This window comes from Salibacterium sp. K-3, assembly GCF_054052005.1.
Genome location: NZ_JBSVZE010000001.1, coordinates 1661198 through 1676848 on the forward strand (window position 1 = coordinate 1661198; position 15651 = coordinate 1676848).

At 49.3% G+C, this 15651-nt stretch carries 17 protein-coding genes; all 17 read left to right on the top strand.

Annotated elements, in window-relative coordinates:
* The first annotated feature begins 103 nt into the window (after positions 1–103).
* The 17 genes from rplS (at position 104) to fliE (ending at position 15634) form a co-directional block, all read left to right on the top strand.
* Positions 104–448, top strand: coding sequence for a 50S ribosomal protein L19 (rplS, locus tag ACW9JV_RS08260; RefSeq protein WP_457334670.1), 345 nt, complete (start codon positions 104–106; stop codon positions 446–448).
* A 118-nt stretch (positions 449–566) separates the two neighbouring features.
* Positions 567–1499: a ribosome biogenesis GTPase YlqF gene (gene ylqF, locus ACW9JV_RS08265; protein ID WP_457333168.1), complete on the top strand. Its 933-nt coding sequence runs from the start codon at positions 567–569 to the stop codon at positions 1497–1499.
* Positions 1496–2263 (top strand): ribonuclease HII, encoded by a 768-nt coding sequence (locus tag ACW9JV_RS08270; RefSeq protein ID WP_457333170.1) that lies wholly within the window; start codon positions 1496–1498, stop codon positions 2261–2263. The genes ylqF and ACW9JV_RS08270 overlap by 4 nt, the downstream gene beginning before the upstream one ends.
* Positions 2264–2281: 18 nt before the next feature.
* A complete protein-coding gene (locus ACW9JV_RS08275; RefSeq protein ID WP_457333172.1) occupies positions 2282–4093 on the top strand; it encodes a hypothetical protein in 1812 nt (603 codons plus the stop codon).
* Complete coding sequence (locus tag ACW9JV_RS08280; protein WP_457333174.1) at positions 4090–4365, top strand: EscU/YscU/HrcU family type III secretion system export apparatus switch protein; 276 nt, start codon at positions 4090–4092, stop codon at positions 4363–4365. The genes ACW9JV_RS08275 and ACW9JV_RS08280 overlap by 4 nt, the downstream gene beginning before the upstream one ends.
* Positions 4366–4411: 46 nt before the next feature.
* Positions 4412–4573: a hypothetical protein gene (locus ACW9JV_RS08285; RefSeq protein WP_457333176.1), complete on the top strand. Its 162-nt coding sequence runs from the start codon at positions 4412–4414 to the stop codon at positions 4571–4573.
* A gap of 257 nt (positions 4574–4830) precedes the next feature.
* Entirely contained in the window at positions 4831–5991 is a 1161-nt protein-coding gene (gene sucC / locus ACW9JV_RS08290; RefSeq protein WP_457333178.1) for an ADP-forming succinate--CoA ligase subunit beta, read from the top strand.
* Between the two features lie 20 nt (positions 5992–6011).
* Positions 6012–6926: a succinate--CoA ligase subunit alpha gene (gene sucD / locus ACW9JV_RS08295; protein ID WP_457333180.1), complete on the top strand. Its 915-nt coding sequence runs from the start codon at positions 6012–6014 to the stop codon at positions 6924–6926.
* A gap of 94 nt (positions 6927–7020) precedes the next feature.
* Positions 7021–7857 carry a DNA-processing protein DprA gene (dprA, locus tag ACW9JV_RS08300; RefSeq protein ID WP_457333182.1) on the top strand — a complete coding sequence of 279 codons (837 nt, stop codon included), beginning with the start codon at positions 7021–7023 and terminating at the stop codon, positions 7855–7857.
* 233 nt (positions 7858–8090) lie between these two features.
* Positions 8091–10166 carry a type I DNA topoisomerase gene (gene topA / locus ACW9JV_RS08305; RefSeq protein ID WP_457333184.1) on the top strand — a complete coding sequence of 692 codons (2076 nt, stop codon included), beginning with the start codon at positions 8091–8093 and terminating at the stop codon, positions 10164–10166.
* Positions 10167–10314: 148 nt separating this feature from the next.
* A complete protein-coding gene (gene xerC / locus ACW9JV_RS08310; RefSeq protein ID WP_457333186.1) occupies positions 10315–11238 on the top strand; it encodes a tyrosine recombinase XerC in 924 nt (307 codons plus the stop codon).
* A gap of 2 nt (positions 11239–11240) precedes the next feature.
* Positions 11241–11786 carry an ATP-dependent protease subunit HslV gene (hslV, locus tag ACW9JV_RS08315; protein ID WP_457333188.1) on the top strand — a complete coding sequence of 182 codons (546 nt, stop codon included), beginning with the start codon at positions 11241–11243 and terminating at the stop codon, positions 11784–11786.
* 17 nt (positions 11787–11803) lie between these two features.
* A complete protein-coding gene (gene hslU, locus ACW9JV_RS08320) occupies positions 11804–13192 on the top strand; it encodes an ATP-dependent protease ATPase subunit HslU (RefSeq protein ID WP_457333190.1) in 1389 nt (462 codons plus the stop codon).
* Between the two features lie 23 nt (positions 13193–13215).
* Positions 13216–13998 (top strand): GTP-sensing pleiotropic transcriptional regulator CodY, encoded by a 783-nt coding sequence (codY, locus tag ACW9JV_RS08325; protein WP_457333192.1) that lies wholly within the window; start codon positions 13216–13218, stop codon positions 13996–13998.
* Positions 13999–14417: 419 nt separating this feature from the next.
* A complete protein-coding gene (gene flgB / locus ACW9JV_RS08330) occupies positions 14418–14813 on the top strand; it encodes a flagellar basal body rod protein FlgB (RefSeq protein WP_457333194.1) in 396 nt (131 codons plus the stop codon).
* A gap of 27 nt (positions 14814–14840) precedes the next feature.
* Positions 14841–15305 carry a flagellar basal body rod protein FlgC gene (gene flgC / locus ACW9JV_RS08335; protein WP_457334672.1) on the top strand — a complete coding sequence of 155 codons (465 nt, stop codon included), beginning with the start codon at positions 14841–14843 and terminating at the stop codon, positions 15303–15305.
* Between the two features lie 14 nt (positions 15306–15319).
* Positions 15320–15634 carry a flagellar hook-basal body complex protein FliE gene (gene fliE, locus ACW9JV_RS08340; protein WP_457333196.1) on the top strand — a complete coding sequence of 105 codons (315 nt, stop codon included), beginning with the start codon at positions 15320–15322 and terminating at the stop codon, positions 15632–15634.
* The last annotated feature ends 17 nt before the right edge of the window (positions 15635–15651 follow it).

A 15651-nucleotide genomic window follows, 5' to 3' on the forward strand; every position in this document is an offset into this window, starting at 1 on the left:
CAGGCAGCGGTATGATAGGATGTATTTTGTGGTGAAAGCCGCTTACTACTATGTTCCGCTGCAGGATTACTGCTATGAGCATGTAAGAGAAGGAGGCAAAAAAATGCAGGAACTACTTCGTGAAATCACGAAAGACCAGCTTAAAACCGATCTTCCGAATTTCCGCGCCGGAGATACCGTGCGTGTTCACGTGAAAGTTGTGGAAGGCTCCCGTGAACGTATTCAGGTATTCCAGGGTGTGGTTATCAAGCGCCGTGGAGGCGGAATCAGCGAAACCTTCACCGTTCGTAAGGTATCTTACGGCATCGGTGTGGAACGTACATTTCCGGTTCATTCCCCGCGCATTGACAAGATCGAAGTGAAGCGCCGCGGCCGCGTCCGCCAGGCAAGACTTTACTATCTCCGCAATCTGCGTGGAAAAGCTGCGCGCATCAAAGAAATTCGATAAGGATTTTAAAGGACTGCCACGGCATAAGTGCCGTTGCAGTCTTTTTTTAAAGAATGAACAAGCAGGCAGGGGAGGGGCAGGCTGCTCTGGTATCCCCTGTATGGAAAGGAGAACAGCCATGACGATTCAATGGTATCCGGGCCATATGGAAAAGGCAAAACGCCAGGTGACAGAGCAGCTGAAACGGGTGGATGCGGCCGTGGAGCTGGTTGATGCCAGAATCCCCTTTTCTTCAAGAAACCCGATGCTTGATCAGCTGTTACAGGACAAGCCCCGTATCGTCGTGCTCACAAAAAGTGATATGGCCGATCCGGAAGTGAGTGCCGAATGGCTCCGCTTTTATGAAGAACAGGGGGCAGAGGCACTGACACTGAATGCCCTTCAGAATAAAGGGGCAAAACCTGTTGTGGAAAAAGCGGAGAAAGTGACAGCACCGATCTTTGATAAGATGAAAAGAAAGGGGATTAAACCGCGTGCCATCCGTGCCATGATCCTGGGGATTCCGAACGTTGGAAAATCGACCGTCATTAACCGGCTTGTCGGAAAAAAAACGGCAAAAACCGGGGATATTCCCGGCATTACGAAAGCACAGCAGTGGCTGAAAGTCGGAAATAAAATGGAACTTCTGGATACCCCGGGGATTCTATGGCCGAAGTTTGAAGATCAGATAGTTGGTTACCGGCTTGCAGCGACAGGAGCTATTAAAGATGAAAGGCTTGATCTGGAGGAAATCGCTCTCTATTTAACCGGGCTGTTAAAAGAACGCTACCCTTCTGCATTAAAAGAACGGTACAGGCTGGATCCGCTTCCTGTCGACAACCGGATCCTTTTGATGGAAATCGGAAAAAACAGAGGCTGCCTGCAGCCAGGAGGCTACGTGGATGAAGAACAAAGCGCAGCACTGCTGCTGCGTGAATTCAGGGATGGAAAGCTGGGACGCCTTTCACTGGAAACCCCGGCAGACCATGAGGACAAAAACGACGCGGCTTCCTCTTCGAAATCGGAAACATCTTCCGATATAAACAATAGAGAAGAGGGAACAGAATCATGAAAAAGTTAAGTATTTCCGATATCAGGTATCATTTATTCCAGGAAGAGCCGGACAAAACCTGGCTGGAAACACTGCGGCACGATGAGCGGAAAGGAGTACGTCAGCTGCTGCATCAGTACGACAAAAAGGAAGCTGTGCGTAAGCAGCGGGAAGCCGCCTTTCTCGAGTCCCTATCCTTTGAAAAACAATTCCGGGAAGACGGATATTCTTTGGTGGCGGGAGTGGACGAAGTAGGTAGGGGACCCCTTGCCGGGCCGGTTACGGCCGCTGCTGCGGTACTTCCGGAACACTGTTTTCTCCCCGGGCTGACGGATTCGAAAAAATTAAAAAAAGAAGAGCGGGACCATTTTTATGAAAAATTGAAGACAGAAGCCGTGTATCGTGTGGTTCACATCCCGGCGCCGGTCATTGATGACATTAACATATACCAGGCATCCAGAGAGGCGATGAGACAGGCAGTCGAAGGACTTGGGGTAGAAGCGGATGCGCTGCTTGTCGATGCGGTTACGATTGCATCTTCCCGCCGGCAGCTGCCGCTTACTAAAGGAGATGAACGGAGTGCTTCCATTGCTGCAGCTTCTGTGCTTGCAAAAGTGGAACGCGACCGGTATATGACAGAACTGGCTGCGATGTATCCGGATTACGGTTTTGACACGAATATGGGGTACGGTACAGCCGTTCATCTGGAGGCTCTGCAGCGGATCGGTCCGACGCCGGAGCACCGGCGCAGTTTTGCCCCGGTACGTGAAGGTCTCCCTAAATAAGGAACAAGGTGGAACGCTATGGATCCTCTACAATTGCAGGCAGCTTCGTTAACAAAAAGCAGCGGTACCAGGCAGGCATCACTGTCTCTTCAAAAAGGTCAGGTGTTTGAAGGGGAAATAGTCAAACTGTTTCCGAATCAGACGGCCTCGCTGCGGCTTGGCGGCATGAATGTAACAGCCAGGCTGGAAGCCGCTTTGAACGCCGGGCAGAAATACTTTTTTCAGGTACGCCAGAATGATGGTATTCCACGCCTTCAGGCGCTGGAAGTGGACCAGCAGGTGCTGAAAAGTTCACAAGCTGATCAGGGCAGTGCTGCGAAGGTGCTGCAGGCTCTGGGACTGGAGGAAAACAAGGCTAATCTTTCCATGATCCGTCAGTTTCAGGCAGAAAAGCTCCCGTTCTCCAGGGAAATGATCCAGCAGGGAGCAGCTGTGCTGAAGCAGGCAGGTGCCATGAACGGAGAGGGAGTAAGGCTCCTTTCCGCTATGAACCAGTCGAATTTTCCACTCACACTGGAAACGTTTCAAAGTCTGTATCAGGCTGAACACGGGAAGCCGCTGACTGCCCAGATGCAGCAGCTCCAGACCGTTCTCGGACAGCTGCAGACGACCTCTCTTCCGGAGGGCCAGGGACGAGCTGCGGTCAATGTCAGTCAGGCTGTTCAGCATACGTTATCCCTTGGATCGATGAACCCCTCGTCGGAACATCAGCTGGCCCGGCTTCTGCAGCTCTCCGGATCCGCTGAAGCTCCGGAATCTGTCCGAAACGGAGCGATGTCCCTTCTTCAGAAAGCAGGGGCAATGCCGGCAGGATCTAATACACCGGAGTGGCTTTCCTCATTTAAACAGCTGGTTTTACAGCCCGAAAATAGAGGGATGGTTCAGCAGATATGGCCGGATCTTGCGTCCGGGCAGCAAGGACGGCCGCTGGCTGCCATGGAGCCGTCGGAGTTGTTTCAGACTCTTATGACCCGTTTGTCTCCGGCGGAGGGGGAAGCCGGCCGGCAGAAGCTCCAGCAGCTGCTCTCGCTTCTGCAGCAGGCAGGCGGACAGGCGCGCGGCACGGCGTTTTCGTCGGAACAGGTCCAGCAGATGATGCAGGCGTTACCGGCACGAGCTGAAGGCAGTGCAGAAAATCAGACTCTCACTGTACTGCTGCAAGGGTCATTTACCAATGAACGAACGTCCGGCATGGCTCCATTTTCCCAGACAGCCGGACAGTTGACGCAGCTTCTTCAGCAGCTGGGCCTGCATCATGAATCCGGCATCGCTCAGCAGCAGGCGTCTTCCGGGAATGGCGGCGAGGGCATAAACATGGATAACCTGAAACAGTCCCTGCTTCAGAATATGGCTTCCCTTCCTCAGCCTGTCCGCGAGCATGCGGAAGCCCTGCTTCACAAAATCACGGGCCAGCAGCTCCTTTCCCAGGATCAGCAGGGCAGTTTCCAGCAGACAGCTGTACAGGTTCCTCTGACCCTGGGAGGGTTCCATACCGACCTTTCCATTCAGTGGGAAGGAAAGAAACAGGAGGACGGGACCCTGCACCCGGACCACTGCCGTATTTTGTTTTATCTTGACATGGAACGTCTTGGAGAAACGATTGCGGATGTTCAGATTCAAAACCGAAGTGTTACTGTACACGTATTCAACGAAAAGGATAAGCCGGATAAGCTGATGGATCTGCTCCAGCCCTACCTTGAGAAGCGGCTGGAGGAACAGAATTACCATTTGAATGCGGTCCATTGGAAACCGGTCCGCGAAGGGCATAAACCTTCCGGCACACCGGTCGAATCCTATGCAGGACGGGAAGGAGTGGATGTGCGCATATGAACGGCAGACAGGCTCCACGCCGCTCGGCAGTGGCGCTGGGCTATCAGGCCCAGGCAGAACATGCGCCAAGTGTCAAAGCGAAAGGCAAAGGCTATGTGGCCGAAGAAATTATAGAACGTGCCAGAGAAAACGACATCCCTGTGCAGGAAGATCCTTCCCTCGTGGAACTGTTATCCCAGCTGGAAATCAACCAGTCGATTCCCCCGGAATTATATGAAGTCGTGGCGGAAGTGTTTGCGTTTTTATACCGGGTCGATCAACATACGTCATAATATATAACTGGTACATGGGCACCTTATGGGGAAAAAGGAGCCTGACATGAAACGAAGACGTCTAAAGGAGAAGTTTCGTTCCTACTTGGAAGAAGCAGGCGAGGAACTCGGTTATTTCCGCCATTCGTCAGAAATCCGGTCCTTCGCCGCCCTGAAAGAACTTTGGAAACGAATAACAAAAAAACGAGCCGAAAATAAACGGAAATGAATACGTTCGAACATGCCACGATGCTTCCCCGGGGCTGTGCCCCGGGGATTATTTTCATTGTCCCGGTAAAAAAGAAGGACCCTGTTACGATAAAATAGTGTCGAATTGTTGAATTTGCCGGTGTTTTTTTATACGATAATAAGTGTGTGCGAAGCAATGGCCTGCACTTACAGCCTGCGCCTGGCACCCGATGTCTTTCCCGCAGGTCCGGCCTCAGGCGGGTAGTCGTATCGAATCGTTAGGAGGATGGAGAGTACATGAATATTCATGAGTATCAAGGAAAAGAGCTCCTCAGAGAATACGGGGTAGCCGTACCGAATGGAAAAGTTGCCTTTTCCGCGGATGAAGCAGTAGAAGCGGCTAAAGAACTCAATTCTGATGTTTCAGTCGTAAAAGCCCAGATCCACGCAGGCGGGCGCGGAAAAGCCGGCGGGGTCAAGATTGCAAAAACATTGGATGAGGTGCGTACATACGCCGAAGAACTTCTGGGTAAAACGCTTGTCACGCATCAGACCGGTTCGGAAGGTAAAGAAGTAAAACGTCTTTTTATTGAAGAAGGTTCTGATATCCAGAGCGAATATTATGTCGGAATTGTTCTGGACCGTGCGACGTCGCGGGTGGTTATGATGGCCTCCGAAGAAGGCGGCACGGAGATTGAGGAAGTGGCAGAACAGACACCGGAAAAGATTTTCCGCGAATATATTGATCCGGCAGTCGGGATGCAGCCTTATCAGGCCCGCCGTCTTGCATTCAACATCAATATTCCGAAAGATCTTCTGAAGCAGGCGGTAAAGTTCATGCTCGGCCTGTACAATGTATTCATTGAAAAAGACTGCTCTGTGGCGGAAATCAATCCGCTTGTTACAACCGGGGACGGTAATGTGATGGCACTGGATGCGAAACTGAATTTTGATTCCAATGCGCTGTACCGTCAGAAAGATATTCTTGAATACCGTGATCTTGATGAAGAAGATCCGAAGGAAATCGAAGCGTCCAAATTCGACCTCAGTTATATCGCCCTGGACGGCAATATCGGATGCATGGTGAACGGTGCCGGACTTGCCATGTCTACGATGGACATTATTAAATATTACAACGGAGATCCGGCCAATTTCCTTGATGTCGGAGGCGGCGCTACGGCCGAAAAAGTAACGGAAGCATTTAAGATCATTCTTGAAGACGATCAGGTGAAAGGGATTTATGTCAACATTTTCGGCGGCATCATGAAATGTGACGTTATCGCAGAAGGTGTTGTCAAAGCAACCCAGCAGATCGGTCTTGAGATTCCGCTTGTTGTCCGTCTTGAAGGGACAAATGTGGAAACCGGCAAAAAGATTCTCGAAGAATCCGGTTTAAACATTACAGCAGCGGATTCCATGGCTGACGGCGCGCAGAAAATCGTATCACAAGTGCAATAGAAAGGCGGGACGAAGTCAAAATGAGCATCTTTATTAATAAAGATACCAAAGTTGTTGTTCAGGGCATCACAGGCTCCACCGGTCTGTTTCATACCCAGCAGGCCCTTGCATACGGAACCAATATTGTTGGAGGAGTCACGCCGGGAAAAGGCGGTACAGAAATCGAAGGCGTACCTGTATTTAATACACTCCGTGACGCTGTGACCGAAACAGGCGCCACAGCCACTGTTATTTATGTTCCGCCTGCTTTAGCAGCGGATGCCATCATTGAAGCGGTGGACGAAGAAATGGATCTGGCAATCTGCATCACGGAGGGCATTCCTGTTATTGATATGCTGAAAGTAAAGCGTTTCATGGAGGGTAAGAAAACCCGTCTGGTCGGGCCGAACTGCCCCGGGGTTATTACGCCGGAAGAATGTAAAATCGGTATCATGCCCGGATATATTCATCAAAAAGGCCATGTCGGCGTCGTATCCCGTTCCGGTACGCTTACGTATGAGGCAGTACATCAGCTCTCCACCAACGGCGTCGGTCAGTCGACAGCTGTGGGAATAGGCGGTGACCCGGTAAATGGAACGAATTTCATTGATGTGCTGAAAGAATTCAATGAGGATGATGATACAGAAGCGGTCATTATGATCGGTGAAATCGGCGGTACGGCTGAAGAAGAAGCGGCCGAGTGGATCAGGGACAATATGGATAAGCCGGTCGTCGGATTTATCGGCGGACGCACGGCACCTCCCGGAAAGAGAATGGGACATGCCGGTGCTATTATTTCCGGCGGAAAAGGCACAGCAGACGAAAAGATTAAAACCCTGGAAAGCTGCGGGGTTCACGTTGCCGATACACCGGCTGAAATCGGCGATACGATGATTAATGCGCTGAAGGATAACAACCTCTTTGAAAAATGTCTGACACACAATCCACAGCAGTAAAAAATACGAGGCGGGCCTTGGCGCCCGCCTTTTTTTGAAAGGATGAACCCCAACGGAAACGAGTCGACTATTACATCTTCATGAAGCCCCCTATATGACATGGAAACGAATGGCTGTACTGTGCCGGATCGATCCAGCGTTTTCAGCCCCCTATAAGCTTTCCGCTTCCGAACTCTCCTCCTGTCTCCATCTTCCGCGCGACCGCGCTTCTTCCCTGTACCGTTATCTTCATACAACCGAAAGCCCGCTTCACGTTTACCGGGAAAATGGCATCCATATTTTGACCCCATTCATGAAAGAATACCCAGAGCGTCTCCGCCATATGTATGATCCTCCATGGGTGTTGTATGCCAAAGGAAAACAAGAGCTGCTTAAGAGAAAAGAGAGTCTCGCAGTCGTCGGTACAAGAAAACCAACTCCTTACGGGTTAAAGGCTCTGGAAGAACTGCTTCCGCCTGTTATCCGAAGTGGAACAAGCATCATCAGCGGACTTGCGGCCGGCACCGATACAGCCGCCCACAAACTGGCGGTAAGGGAAAACGGATCCGCCGTCGCTGTCCTTGGTGCCGGCTTTGATCATATTTACCCACGCGAAAATACCGCCCTTTTTCACCATCTTTCCCGCTTTCACCTACTTCTTTCGGAATTTTCCCCGTCCACACCGCCGCGGAAATGGCAGTTTCCCATGCGCAATCGTATTATCAGCGGATTATCCGACGCGGTTTTTATCACCGAGGCAGCTGCCCGGAGCGGCTCTCTTATTACTGCTTATCAGGCGCTGGAGCAGGGCCGGGATGTAAAGGCACTGCCCGGTTCGATCTTTTCCACGCAGTCTGCCGGTACGAATCAGCTTATTAAAGAAGGGGCTGCCGCAGTTACCGAAGTGTCCGATCTGCAAGGGAACGGATCAGGACTAATAACAGAGACATAGACATTTTGGGTGGACAGGGCACATAAACTGTGAAAAAATGATTGTGATTTGTTTCCCAAAAATAACAGATAGTTTTACCAATTAGCGGAGAAAGAATAATAGAATGATCAGAACAGGAATGCCAAGAAAAAACCAAAAATGAGAGAAACAGAAAAAAGATTTGACAAACCAATGGAAACTGGTTGATAATATGGAAAATTCAAAGGAATAAAAAGGGGGAGGAAACAAGAGATATGGCAGATTATTTAGTAATCGTTGAATCTCCCGCTAAGGCGAAAACGATCAGTAAATATCTTGGGAAAAAATATACGGTAAAAGCTTCCATGGGTCACGTAAGGGATTTACCGAAAAGCCAGATGGGTGTCGATGCCGAAAACTATAATTACGATCCGAAATATATCACGATACGGGGCAAGGGACCGGTGCTGAAGGAACTGAAAGCAGCCGCCAAAAAAGTAAAAAAAGTATACCTTGCCGCCGACCCTGACCGGGAAGGAGAGGCCATTGCATGGCACCTTGCCTACAGCCTCAACATTGATCCGGAATCGGAGTGCCGTGTCGTATTCAATGAAATCACGAAGTCGGCGATCAAAGATGCGTTCAAGGAACCGCGCAAAATTAACAGGGATCTCGTGGATGCCCAGCAGGCCCGTCGTGTTTTGGACCGGCTGGTCGGGTATAATATCAGTCCTCTTCTCTGGAAAAAAGTAAAAAAAGGATTGAGTGCCGGGCGCGTACAATCGATTGCGGTGAAAATGATCATCGACCGGGAAAAAGAAATACAGCAGTTTGTTCCGGAAGAATACTGGAGCATAGATGGGTCCTTTATACGGGGCAGTGATACATTTGAAGCGAAGTTTTACGGCATGGACGGAAAAAAACAGGAACTCCGTTCCAAAGAGGACGTGGACAATGTACGGAGCAGAATGAAGGACGAACCGTTTACCATTCAGAATGTAACCAAAAAGGAAAGAAAACGGAATCCGGTGCAGCCGTTTACCACCTCTTCTCTGCAGCAGGAAGCAGCCAGAAAGCTGAATTTCCGCGCGAAAAAAACCATGATGGTGGCCCAGCAGCTGTATGAAGGCGTTGATCTCGGCAAAGAAGGAACCATCGGTCTCATCACCTATATGCGGACGGATTCTACGAGAGTATCCAATACAGCAAAAGAAGATGCAAAAACGTATATTGAAGAACATTACGGGAAAGAATATACCGGAACAAACAGGAAACAGTCTTCCCAGAACAACAACGCCCAGGATGCGCATGAAGCGGTGCGTCCGACGACGATTGCCAAAGATCCGAAAACGGTAAAACCTTATTTAAGCAGAGACCAATACAGGTTGTATAAATTAATCTGGGAACGGCTCATGGCAAGCAGGATGGCGCCTGCCATCATGGATACCATGTCGGTGGATATGGACAATAACGGTGTCATGTTTCGTGCCAGCGGCTCCAAAGTGAAATTTCAGGGTTTCATGAAAGTGTACATTGAGGGTAGTGATGACGGGAAAAAAGAAAAAGACACGTTCCTTCCCGACCTGAAAGAAGGCGAAGAGGTGAAACAGCAGGAACTGATGGAAAACCAGCATTTCACGCAGCCGCCTCCCCGCTACACGGAGGCAAGACTGGTCCGGACGATGGAGGAAATGGGCATCGGCCGTCCGTCCACGTTTGCTCCGACACTCGATACGATCCAGCGCCGCAACTATGTCGCACTTGAAGAAAAGCGGTTTGTCCCGACGGAGCTCGGCGAAATCGTGCTCGAATTAATCGTGGAATTTTTCCCGGAAATTCTGGATGTAGAGTTCACGGCCAAGATGGAAAATGATCTTGACTATATTGAAGAAGGCCGTCAAAATTGGATTGAGGTCATAGACGAGTTCTACAAGGAATTTGAAAAACGGCTGAAAGTGGCCGAAGAAGAAATGGAAGAAGTGGAAATCCGCGACGAACCGGCCGGGGAAGACTGTGAAAATTGCGGCAGTCCCATGGTCTATAAAATGGGCCGTTACGGCAAGTTCATGGCCTGTTCCAATTTTCCGGAATGCCGTAATACAAAAGCCATTATGAAAGAAATCGGCGTTGACTGCCCGAAATGTAAAGAAGGCAATGTCGTCGAGCGCAAAAGTAAAAAACAGCGTAAGTTTTACGGCTGTGACCGCTACCCGGATTGTGATTTTATTTCCTGGGATAAACCGATCGCGCGGCCCTGCCCGAAATGTGAAGCCATGCTCGTTGAGAAAAAGACGAAAAAAGGCATTCACGTTCAGTGTACGAACTGTGATTATAAAGAAGAGCCAAACTAATGGAACTTAAGCAAATCCCCTTTATGGTAAAGGGGGTTTTCCTATGCGTACTCTCCCGTCAGAATTTTATGAAAAAATAATATATTTCCTTGATCGAAAAAAGGGTCTATGTTAGAATTTAAGAGCTTTTGTGCGTGAGGTGACGAGAATGAACGAGGAATGGGAATTTTGGCATCATGTATTCAAACAGTATCTTCAGGTGGAAAAGAATGCTTCCCCCCTGACGATTGATGCTTATCAAAAAGATCTGGACGATTATTTTTCATTTCTGAAAATGGAAGGAATCCACTCACCTCTGGATGTGGAAACGAGCACAGCCCGTTTGTATTTCACCAGGCTTTCTGAACAGAATTTCGACCGGAGCAGCGCTGCCCGTAAAATTTCAGTGCTTCGCACGTTTTACAGGTATCTAAAAAGAGAAGAAAAGATAGAAACCAATCCGTTTGCTTCCTCTCATCTGCCGAAGAAGGAAAAGAAACTGCCGCGGTTTTTATATGAACAGGAACTGGAGGCGCTGCTGGATTCCTTTGATATCAATAAAGGTCTGGATCAGCGCGACCTTGCTGTGTTTGAACTGCTGTATGCGACCGGAATCCGGGTCAGTGAAATGTGCAGGCTCGAAGAACAGCATCTGGATGAAGATCTCGGTACGATTCTTGTGCAGGGAAAGGGTGGGAAGGAAAGGTACGTTCCGGTCGGAAGCTTTGCACTGGAAGCCGTGCATTATTACCGTAACCATGCCAGAAGGCGTCTTGCAGAGAAAAAAGAAGAAACACCGGCCGCTCTGTTTCTGAATAATAAAGGGGATCCGCTGACAGACCGCGGCTTTCGCTATATTATCCAGAAAAGAGTAAAAGAGGTGTCAGCAACGCTGCAGGTCTCCCCGCATGATCTCCGGCATACGTTTGCCACCCACCTCTTGAATCAGGGGGCCGACCTGCGCAGCGTACAACAGCTTCTCGGACACGAAAACCTTTCCACCACCCAGATATATACCCATGTGACAAAGGATCGGCTCCGGGAAGTCTACAATAATGCCCATCCACGAGCGGAAAAGAATGGAGGAACTTAAAAATGGAAGAATCGTTTCACGCCACAACGATTTTTGCTGTTCATCATAACGGCAGAGCAGCGATGGCCGGAGACGGTCAGGTCACCTTCGGTCAGGCGGTTGTCATGAAACATAAAGCAAGAAAGGTGAGAAAGATATACCATGACAGGGTTCTGGCCGGATTTGCCGGATCGGTCGCTGACGCGTTTACGCTGTTCGATATGTTCGAAAGCAGGCTCGAGCAGTGGAACGGCCAGCTTCAGCGGGCCGCTGTAGAACTGGCCAAAGAATGGCGCAGTGATAAAACCCTCCGCAGGCTGGAAGCCATGCTGGTGGTCATGGATAAGGATACCCTTCTGCTCGTCGCCGGGACGGGCGAAGTCATTGAACCGGATGACGGCCTGATTGCCATCGGTTCAGGGGGCAATTATGCGCTTGCTGCCGGAAGAGCATTGAAGCAGCATGCACCGCACATGGAAGCAAAAGAGATGGCCGAGGCTTCCCTGAAAACTGCAGGTGATATCTGCGTATTCACCAATGATGAGCTGGTTGTCGAAGAAATCGAATAGGAAAGGGCGGATGGACGATGAATACCCCGCTGACACCGAAACGGATTGTAGAAATCCTGGATCAGTATATTATCGGCCAGAACCAGGCCAAACGCTCTGTTGCAGTGGCACTCCGTAACAGGTACCGGAGAAGTATGCTGGAAGAAAATCTGCGTGATGAAATCACCCCGAAAAATATTCTCATGATCGGGCCCACCGGGGTCGGAAAAACCGAAATTGCCCGGAGACTTGCGAAACTGGCAGGCGCTCCATTTGTTAAAGTGGAAGCGACCAAATTTACAGAAGTCGGCTATGTCGGCCGGGATGTGGAATCCATGATCCGGGACCTTGTGGAAACGTCAGTGCGGCTTGTCAAAGAGGAAAAAATGGATGAGGTAAAAAAAGAAGCGGAACGGGAAGCAGAAAAACGACTCGTCAAACTGCTTGTTCCCGAAAAAAAGAAGCAGCAGCAGACCAAAAACCCGTTTGAAATGATCTTTCAGCAGAATCAGGAAGAGTCCGCCGAGGATTCAAATGAAGATCCGGACATTGCCGGAAAACGGCGCCGGACGGAACACCAGCTTGCGATGGGGGAACTGGAGGATCATATGGTAACCATCGAAGTGGAAGAACAGGGCCGGGGAATGTCTGATATGTTCCAGGGTTCCGGAATGGAACAGATGGGCATGAACATGCAGGAAATGCTCGGAGGATTGATGCCGAAAAATAAAAAGAAACGCCGGCTTGCTGTCAAAGAGGCACGGCCCATCCTGCAGGAACAGGAAGCCCAGCAGCTGATTGATATGGATGAAGTGGGTCAGATTGCTGTTTCAAGAGCCGAACAGCTGGGTATGGTTTTCATAGATGAAATCGACAAAGTTGCCGGAAAACAGCAGTCGAGTGCAGATGTTTCAAGAGAAGGGGTCCAGCGTGATATTCTGCCGATTGTGGAAGGATCCGCTATTACGACCAAATACGGCACCGTGAAAACCGATCATATTCTGTTTATCAGCGCCGGTGCTTTTCATACATCTAAGCCGTCCGACCTAATTCCTGAACTGCAGGGCCGTTTTCCCATCAGGGTGGAGCTCGATAACCTTGGGGTTGAGGATTTCATCCGAATTCTGCAGGAACCGGACCAGGCGCTCACCAAACAGTATCAGGCGCTGCTGGATACAGAGGGTATAAATGTTGAATTTTCTGACGATGCTGTTCGTAAAATTGCCGAAATCGCGCAGGATGTGAATCAGCACACCGAAAACATCGGCGCACGCAGGCTTCACACTCTGCTTGAACGTCTCCTTGAAGACCTATCCTTTGAAGCACCGGATATTACAATGGAGACGATCACCATCACACCTGCCTATGTGGAGGAGAAACTGGCATCTATTGCAAAAAACAGAGATATGAGCCGATATATATTATAAGAGAAGGACAGGAGGAGTCGCAGATGGATTTATTATCAAAAAGCCGTAAAATTAATGATATGCTGCAGAAAACAGCAGGTGATCATGTCAACTTTAAAGATATGGCGGAAACTCTCCGCGATATTATCAGTTCCAATGTATTCGTGGTAAGCCGCCGGGGTAAACTGCTCGGCTATGCGATCAAGCAGGAGATTGAAAATGACCGCATGAAGAAAATGCTCGAAGAAAGGCAGTTTCCGGAAGAATACACGTCCGGGTTATTTAAGCTGGACGAAACATCGCCGAACCTCGGTATCGACAGTGATTACACTGCGTTCCCGGTTGAAAACAGAGATCTGTTCAGTTCCGGGCTGACAACGATCGTACCGATCAATGGAGGAGGACAGCGACTCGGGACTCTGGTGCTCGCCCGCCTGAATGACCGATTTGATGATGATGACCTGATTCTCGCAGAATACGGGGCCACCGTGGTAGGAATGGAAATTCTCCACGAAAAAACACAGGAAATCGAAGAAGAAGCACGCAGTAAAGCGGTCGTCCAAATGGCAATAAGCTCGCTTTCCTACAGTGAACTGGAGGCCGTGGAGCACATCTTTGAAGAACTGGAAGGCAAAGAAGGGCTGCTTGTGGCAAGCAAAATCGCTGACAGAGTCGGCATCACCCGCTCTGTTATCGTGAATGCCCTGCGCAAACTTGAAAGCGCCGGTGTGATTGAGTCCCGTTCTCTTGGAATGAAAGGAACCTATATAAAAGTGCTGAACGACAAGTTTTTATATGAACTGGAAAAACTGAAAACGAACAGTTAATGCGTCGTATATGAAAAGCCCGCTGTTCTCTGACAGAGCAGCGGGCTTTTCATATTTTCAGAAATCAATAATTTCGACCTATGTAAGACCTTTTCCTGTTATTCGACAAGTTCTGCATGAATGATAGTGAACAGAAGCGGCGCCAACCTTTCACTATAGTGAATAAAGAAAAAAAGTCGGGAAATAGGAAGCGGTACCAGAGAAAATATATAGGAAAAAAGACCCACATATTTTGGAAATTATGGAGTGGTTCTTTTTTATCGATATCCTGACACCGTTAGACAAATGTCACATATTTTTATACAATCTGGGTAGTAGTTCTTAAAGCATAGAAAAATATGGAATTAAAGGCGTGTTCACGCCAATTGTCATCATCCAACGGTACATAAAGGTCTTTTGTAGCAGGAAGGAGGTAGCGTATGGGGTTATTTGATTCCGCCACGTTTCATAACCTGGAACAGGGATTGAAAGGGGCGGCCATGGAGCAGAAGGCTATATCCGACAATATAGCTAATGTCGACACACCGAATTACAAGGCAAAAAGTGCTAAATTTCAACATACCCTGAATGAAGCCGTTCAAAACGACAAATTTCAGGCGCAGCGCACAAATCAAAAACATATTTCATTTGGCGGCAACAGTGATTCCGCTTATATAAGCGAAGATGCTTCCACGATGTATAACCATAACGGTAATAATGTTGACATTGACAAAGAAATGACAGACTCTGCGAAAAATCAAATCTACTACAATGCACTGACAGACCGGTTGAGCAGCAAGTTCAGCAGCCTGAAAACGGCAGTGCGCTCGAATTAAAATCTAAAAAAACAGGGGGTATACATGTTGGGACTATTTGACGGCGTGAACGCTGCAGCTTCCGGGCTGACCGCGCAGCGTCTGCGTATGGACGTTGCGGCTGCCAATACGGCGAATGCTGATTCCACCCGGGGAACGTTGGTGGATGGAGAATGGGAACCGTACCGCAGAAAGATGGTTACTCTTCGTTCTTCAGATTCTGATTTTTCCTCCCACCTCCGCAGTGCCATCGGCGGAACCGGCGAAACAGGCAGCGGAGGCGGAACAGAAGTGAGCGGCATTGTAGAGGATCCTTCCCCTTTCCAGCAGGTCTACAACCCTGAGCATCCGGATGCCGGCGAAGACGGCTATGTGGAAATGCCGAATGTGGATCCTCTGAAAGAAATGGTTAATATGATGGGGGCAAGCCGTTCTTATCAAGCCAATATCACAACCATGAATGCGTCAAAAAACATGATGCTGAAAGCTCTTGAGATCGGAAGAGGTCAGTAGGAGGAGGTTTTTGAATGTTTGAAGGTTTTATAGGAGGCGCCGCTGCAGCGCAGCAGAATGGTGCAGCACAGGCGGCCCGGCAGAACAGTGCCTCCCCTGCAGAGGCACAGCATTCGTTTCAGAATGCATTGAATGATGCGATCACAGAGGTGAACAATTCGCAGATCAAATCCAATGAAATGACGTCAAAACTTGCTTCCGGAGAAGTGGACAATCTTCATGAAGTGATGGTTGCTGCAGAAAAAGCCAGTGTGACGCTGCAGACAACGGTTGAAGTGAGAAATAAGGCACTTGAATCATACCAGAAAGTTATGCGCATGCAGGTCTGATCTGCTGACAGCTGCGG

Bases quoted from the DNA above. Each gene is read 5' to 3' on its own strand.
- hslU (WP_457333190.1), top strand. From the start codon at position 11,804: ATGAATACCCCGCTGACACCGAAACGGATTGTAGAAATCCTGGATCAG.
- topA (WP_457333184.1), top strand. From the start codon at position 8,091: ATGGCAGATTATTTAGTAATCGTTGAATCTCCCGCTAAGGCGAAAACG.
- sucC (WP_457333178.1), top strand. From the start codon at position 4,831: ATGAATATTCATGAGTATCAAGGAAAAGAGCTCCTCAGAGAATACGGG.
- codY (WP_457333192.1), top strand. From the start codon at position 13,216: ATGGATTTATTATCAAAAAGCCGTAAAATTAATGATATGCTGCAGAAA.
- xerC (WP_457333186.1), top strand. From the start codon at position 10,315: ATGAACGAGGAATGGGAATTTTGGCATCATGTATTCAAACAGTATCTT.
- ACW9JV_RS08280 (WP_457333174.1), top strand. From the start codon at position 4,090: ATGAACGGCAGACAGGCTCCACGCCGCTCGGCAGTGGCGCTGGGCTAT.
- ACW9JV_RS08270 (WP_457333170.1), top strand. From the start codon at position 1,496: ATGAAAAAGTTAAGTATTTCCGATATCAGGTATCATTTATTCCAGGAA.
- sucD (WP_457333180.1), top strand. From the start codon at position 6,012: ATGAGCATCTTTATTAATAAAGATACCAAAGTTGTTGTTCAGGGCATC.
- rplS (WP_457334670.1), top strand. From the start codon at position 104: ATGCAGGAACTACTTCGTGAAATCACGAAAGACCAGCTTAAAACCGAT.
- hslV (WP_457333188.1), top strand. From the start codon at position 11,241: ATGGAAGAATCGTTTCACGCCACAACGATTTTTGCTGTTCATCATAAC.
- ylqF (WP_457333168.1), top strand. From the start codon at position 567: ATGACGATTCAATGGTATCCGGGCCATATGGAAAAGGCAAAACGCCAG.
- fliE (WP_457333196.1), top strand. From the start codon at position 15,320: ATGTTTGAAGGTTTTATAGGAGGCGCCGCTGCAGCGCAGCAGAATGGT.
- dprA (WP_457333182.1), top strand. From the start codon at position 7,021: ATGACATGGAAACGAATGGCTGTACTGTGCCGGATCGATCCAGCGTTT.
- ACW9JV_RS08285 (WP_457333176.1), top strand. From the start codon at position 4,412: ATGAAACGAAGACGTCTAAAGGAGAAGTTTCGTTCCTACTTGGAAGAA.
- flgB (WP_457333194.1), top strand. From the start codon at position 14,418: ATGGGGTTATTTGATTCCGCCACGTTTCATAACCTGGAACAGGGATTG.
- ACW9JV_RS08275 (WP_457333172.1), top strand. From the start codon at position 2,282: ATGGATCCTCTACAATTGCAGGCAGCTTCGTTAACAAAAAGCAGCGGT.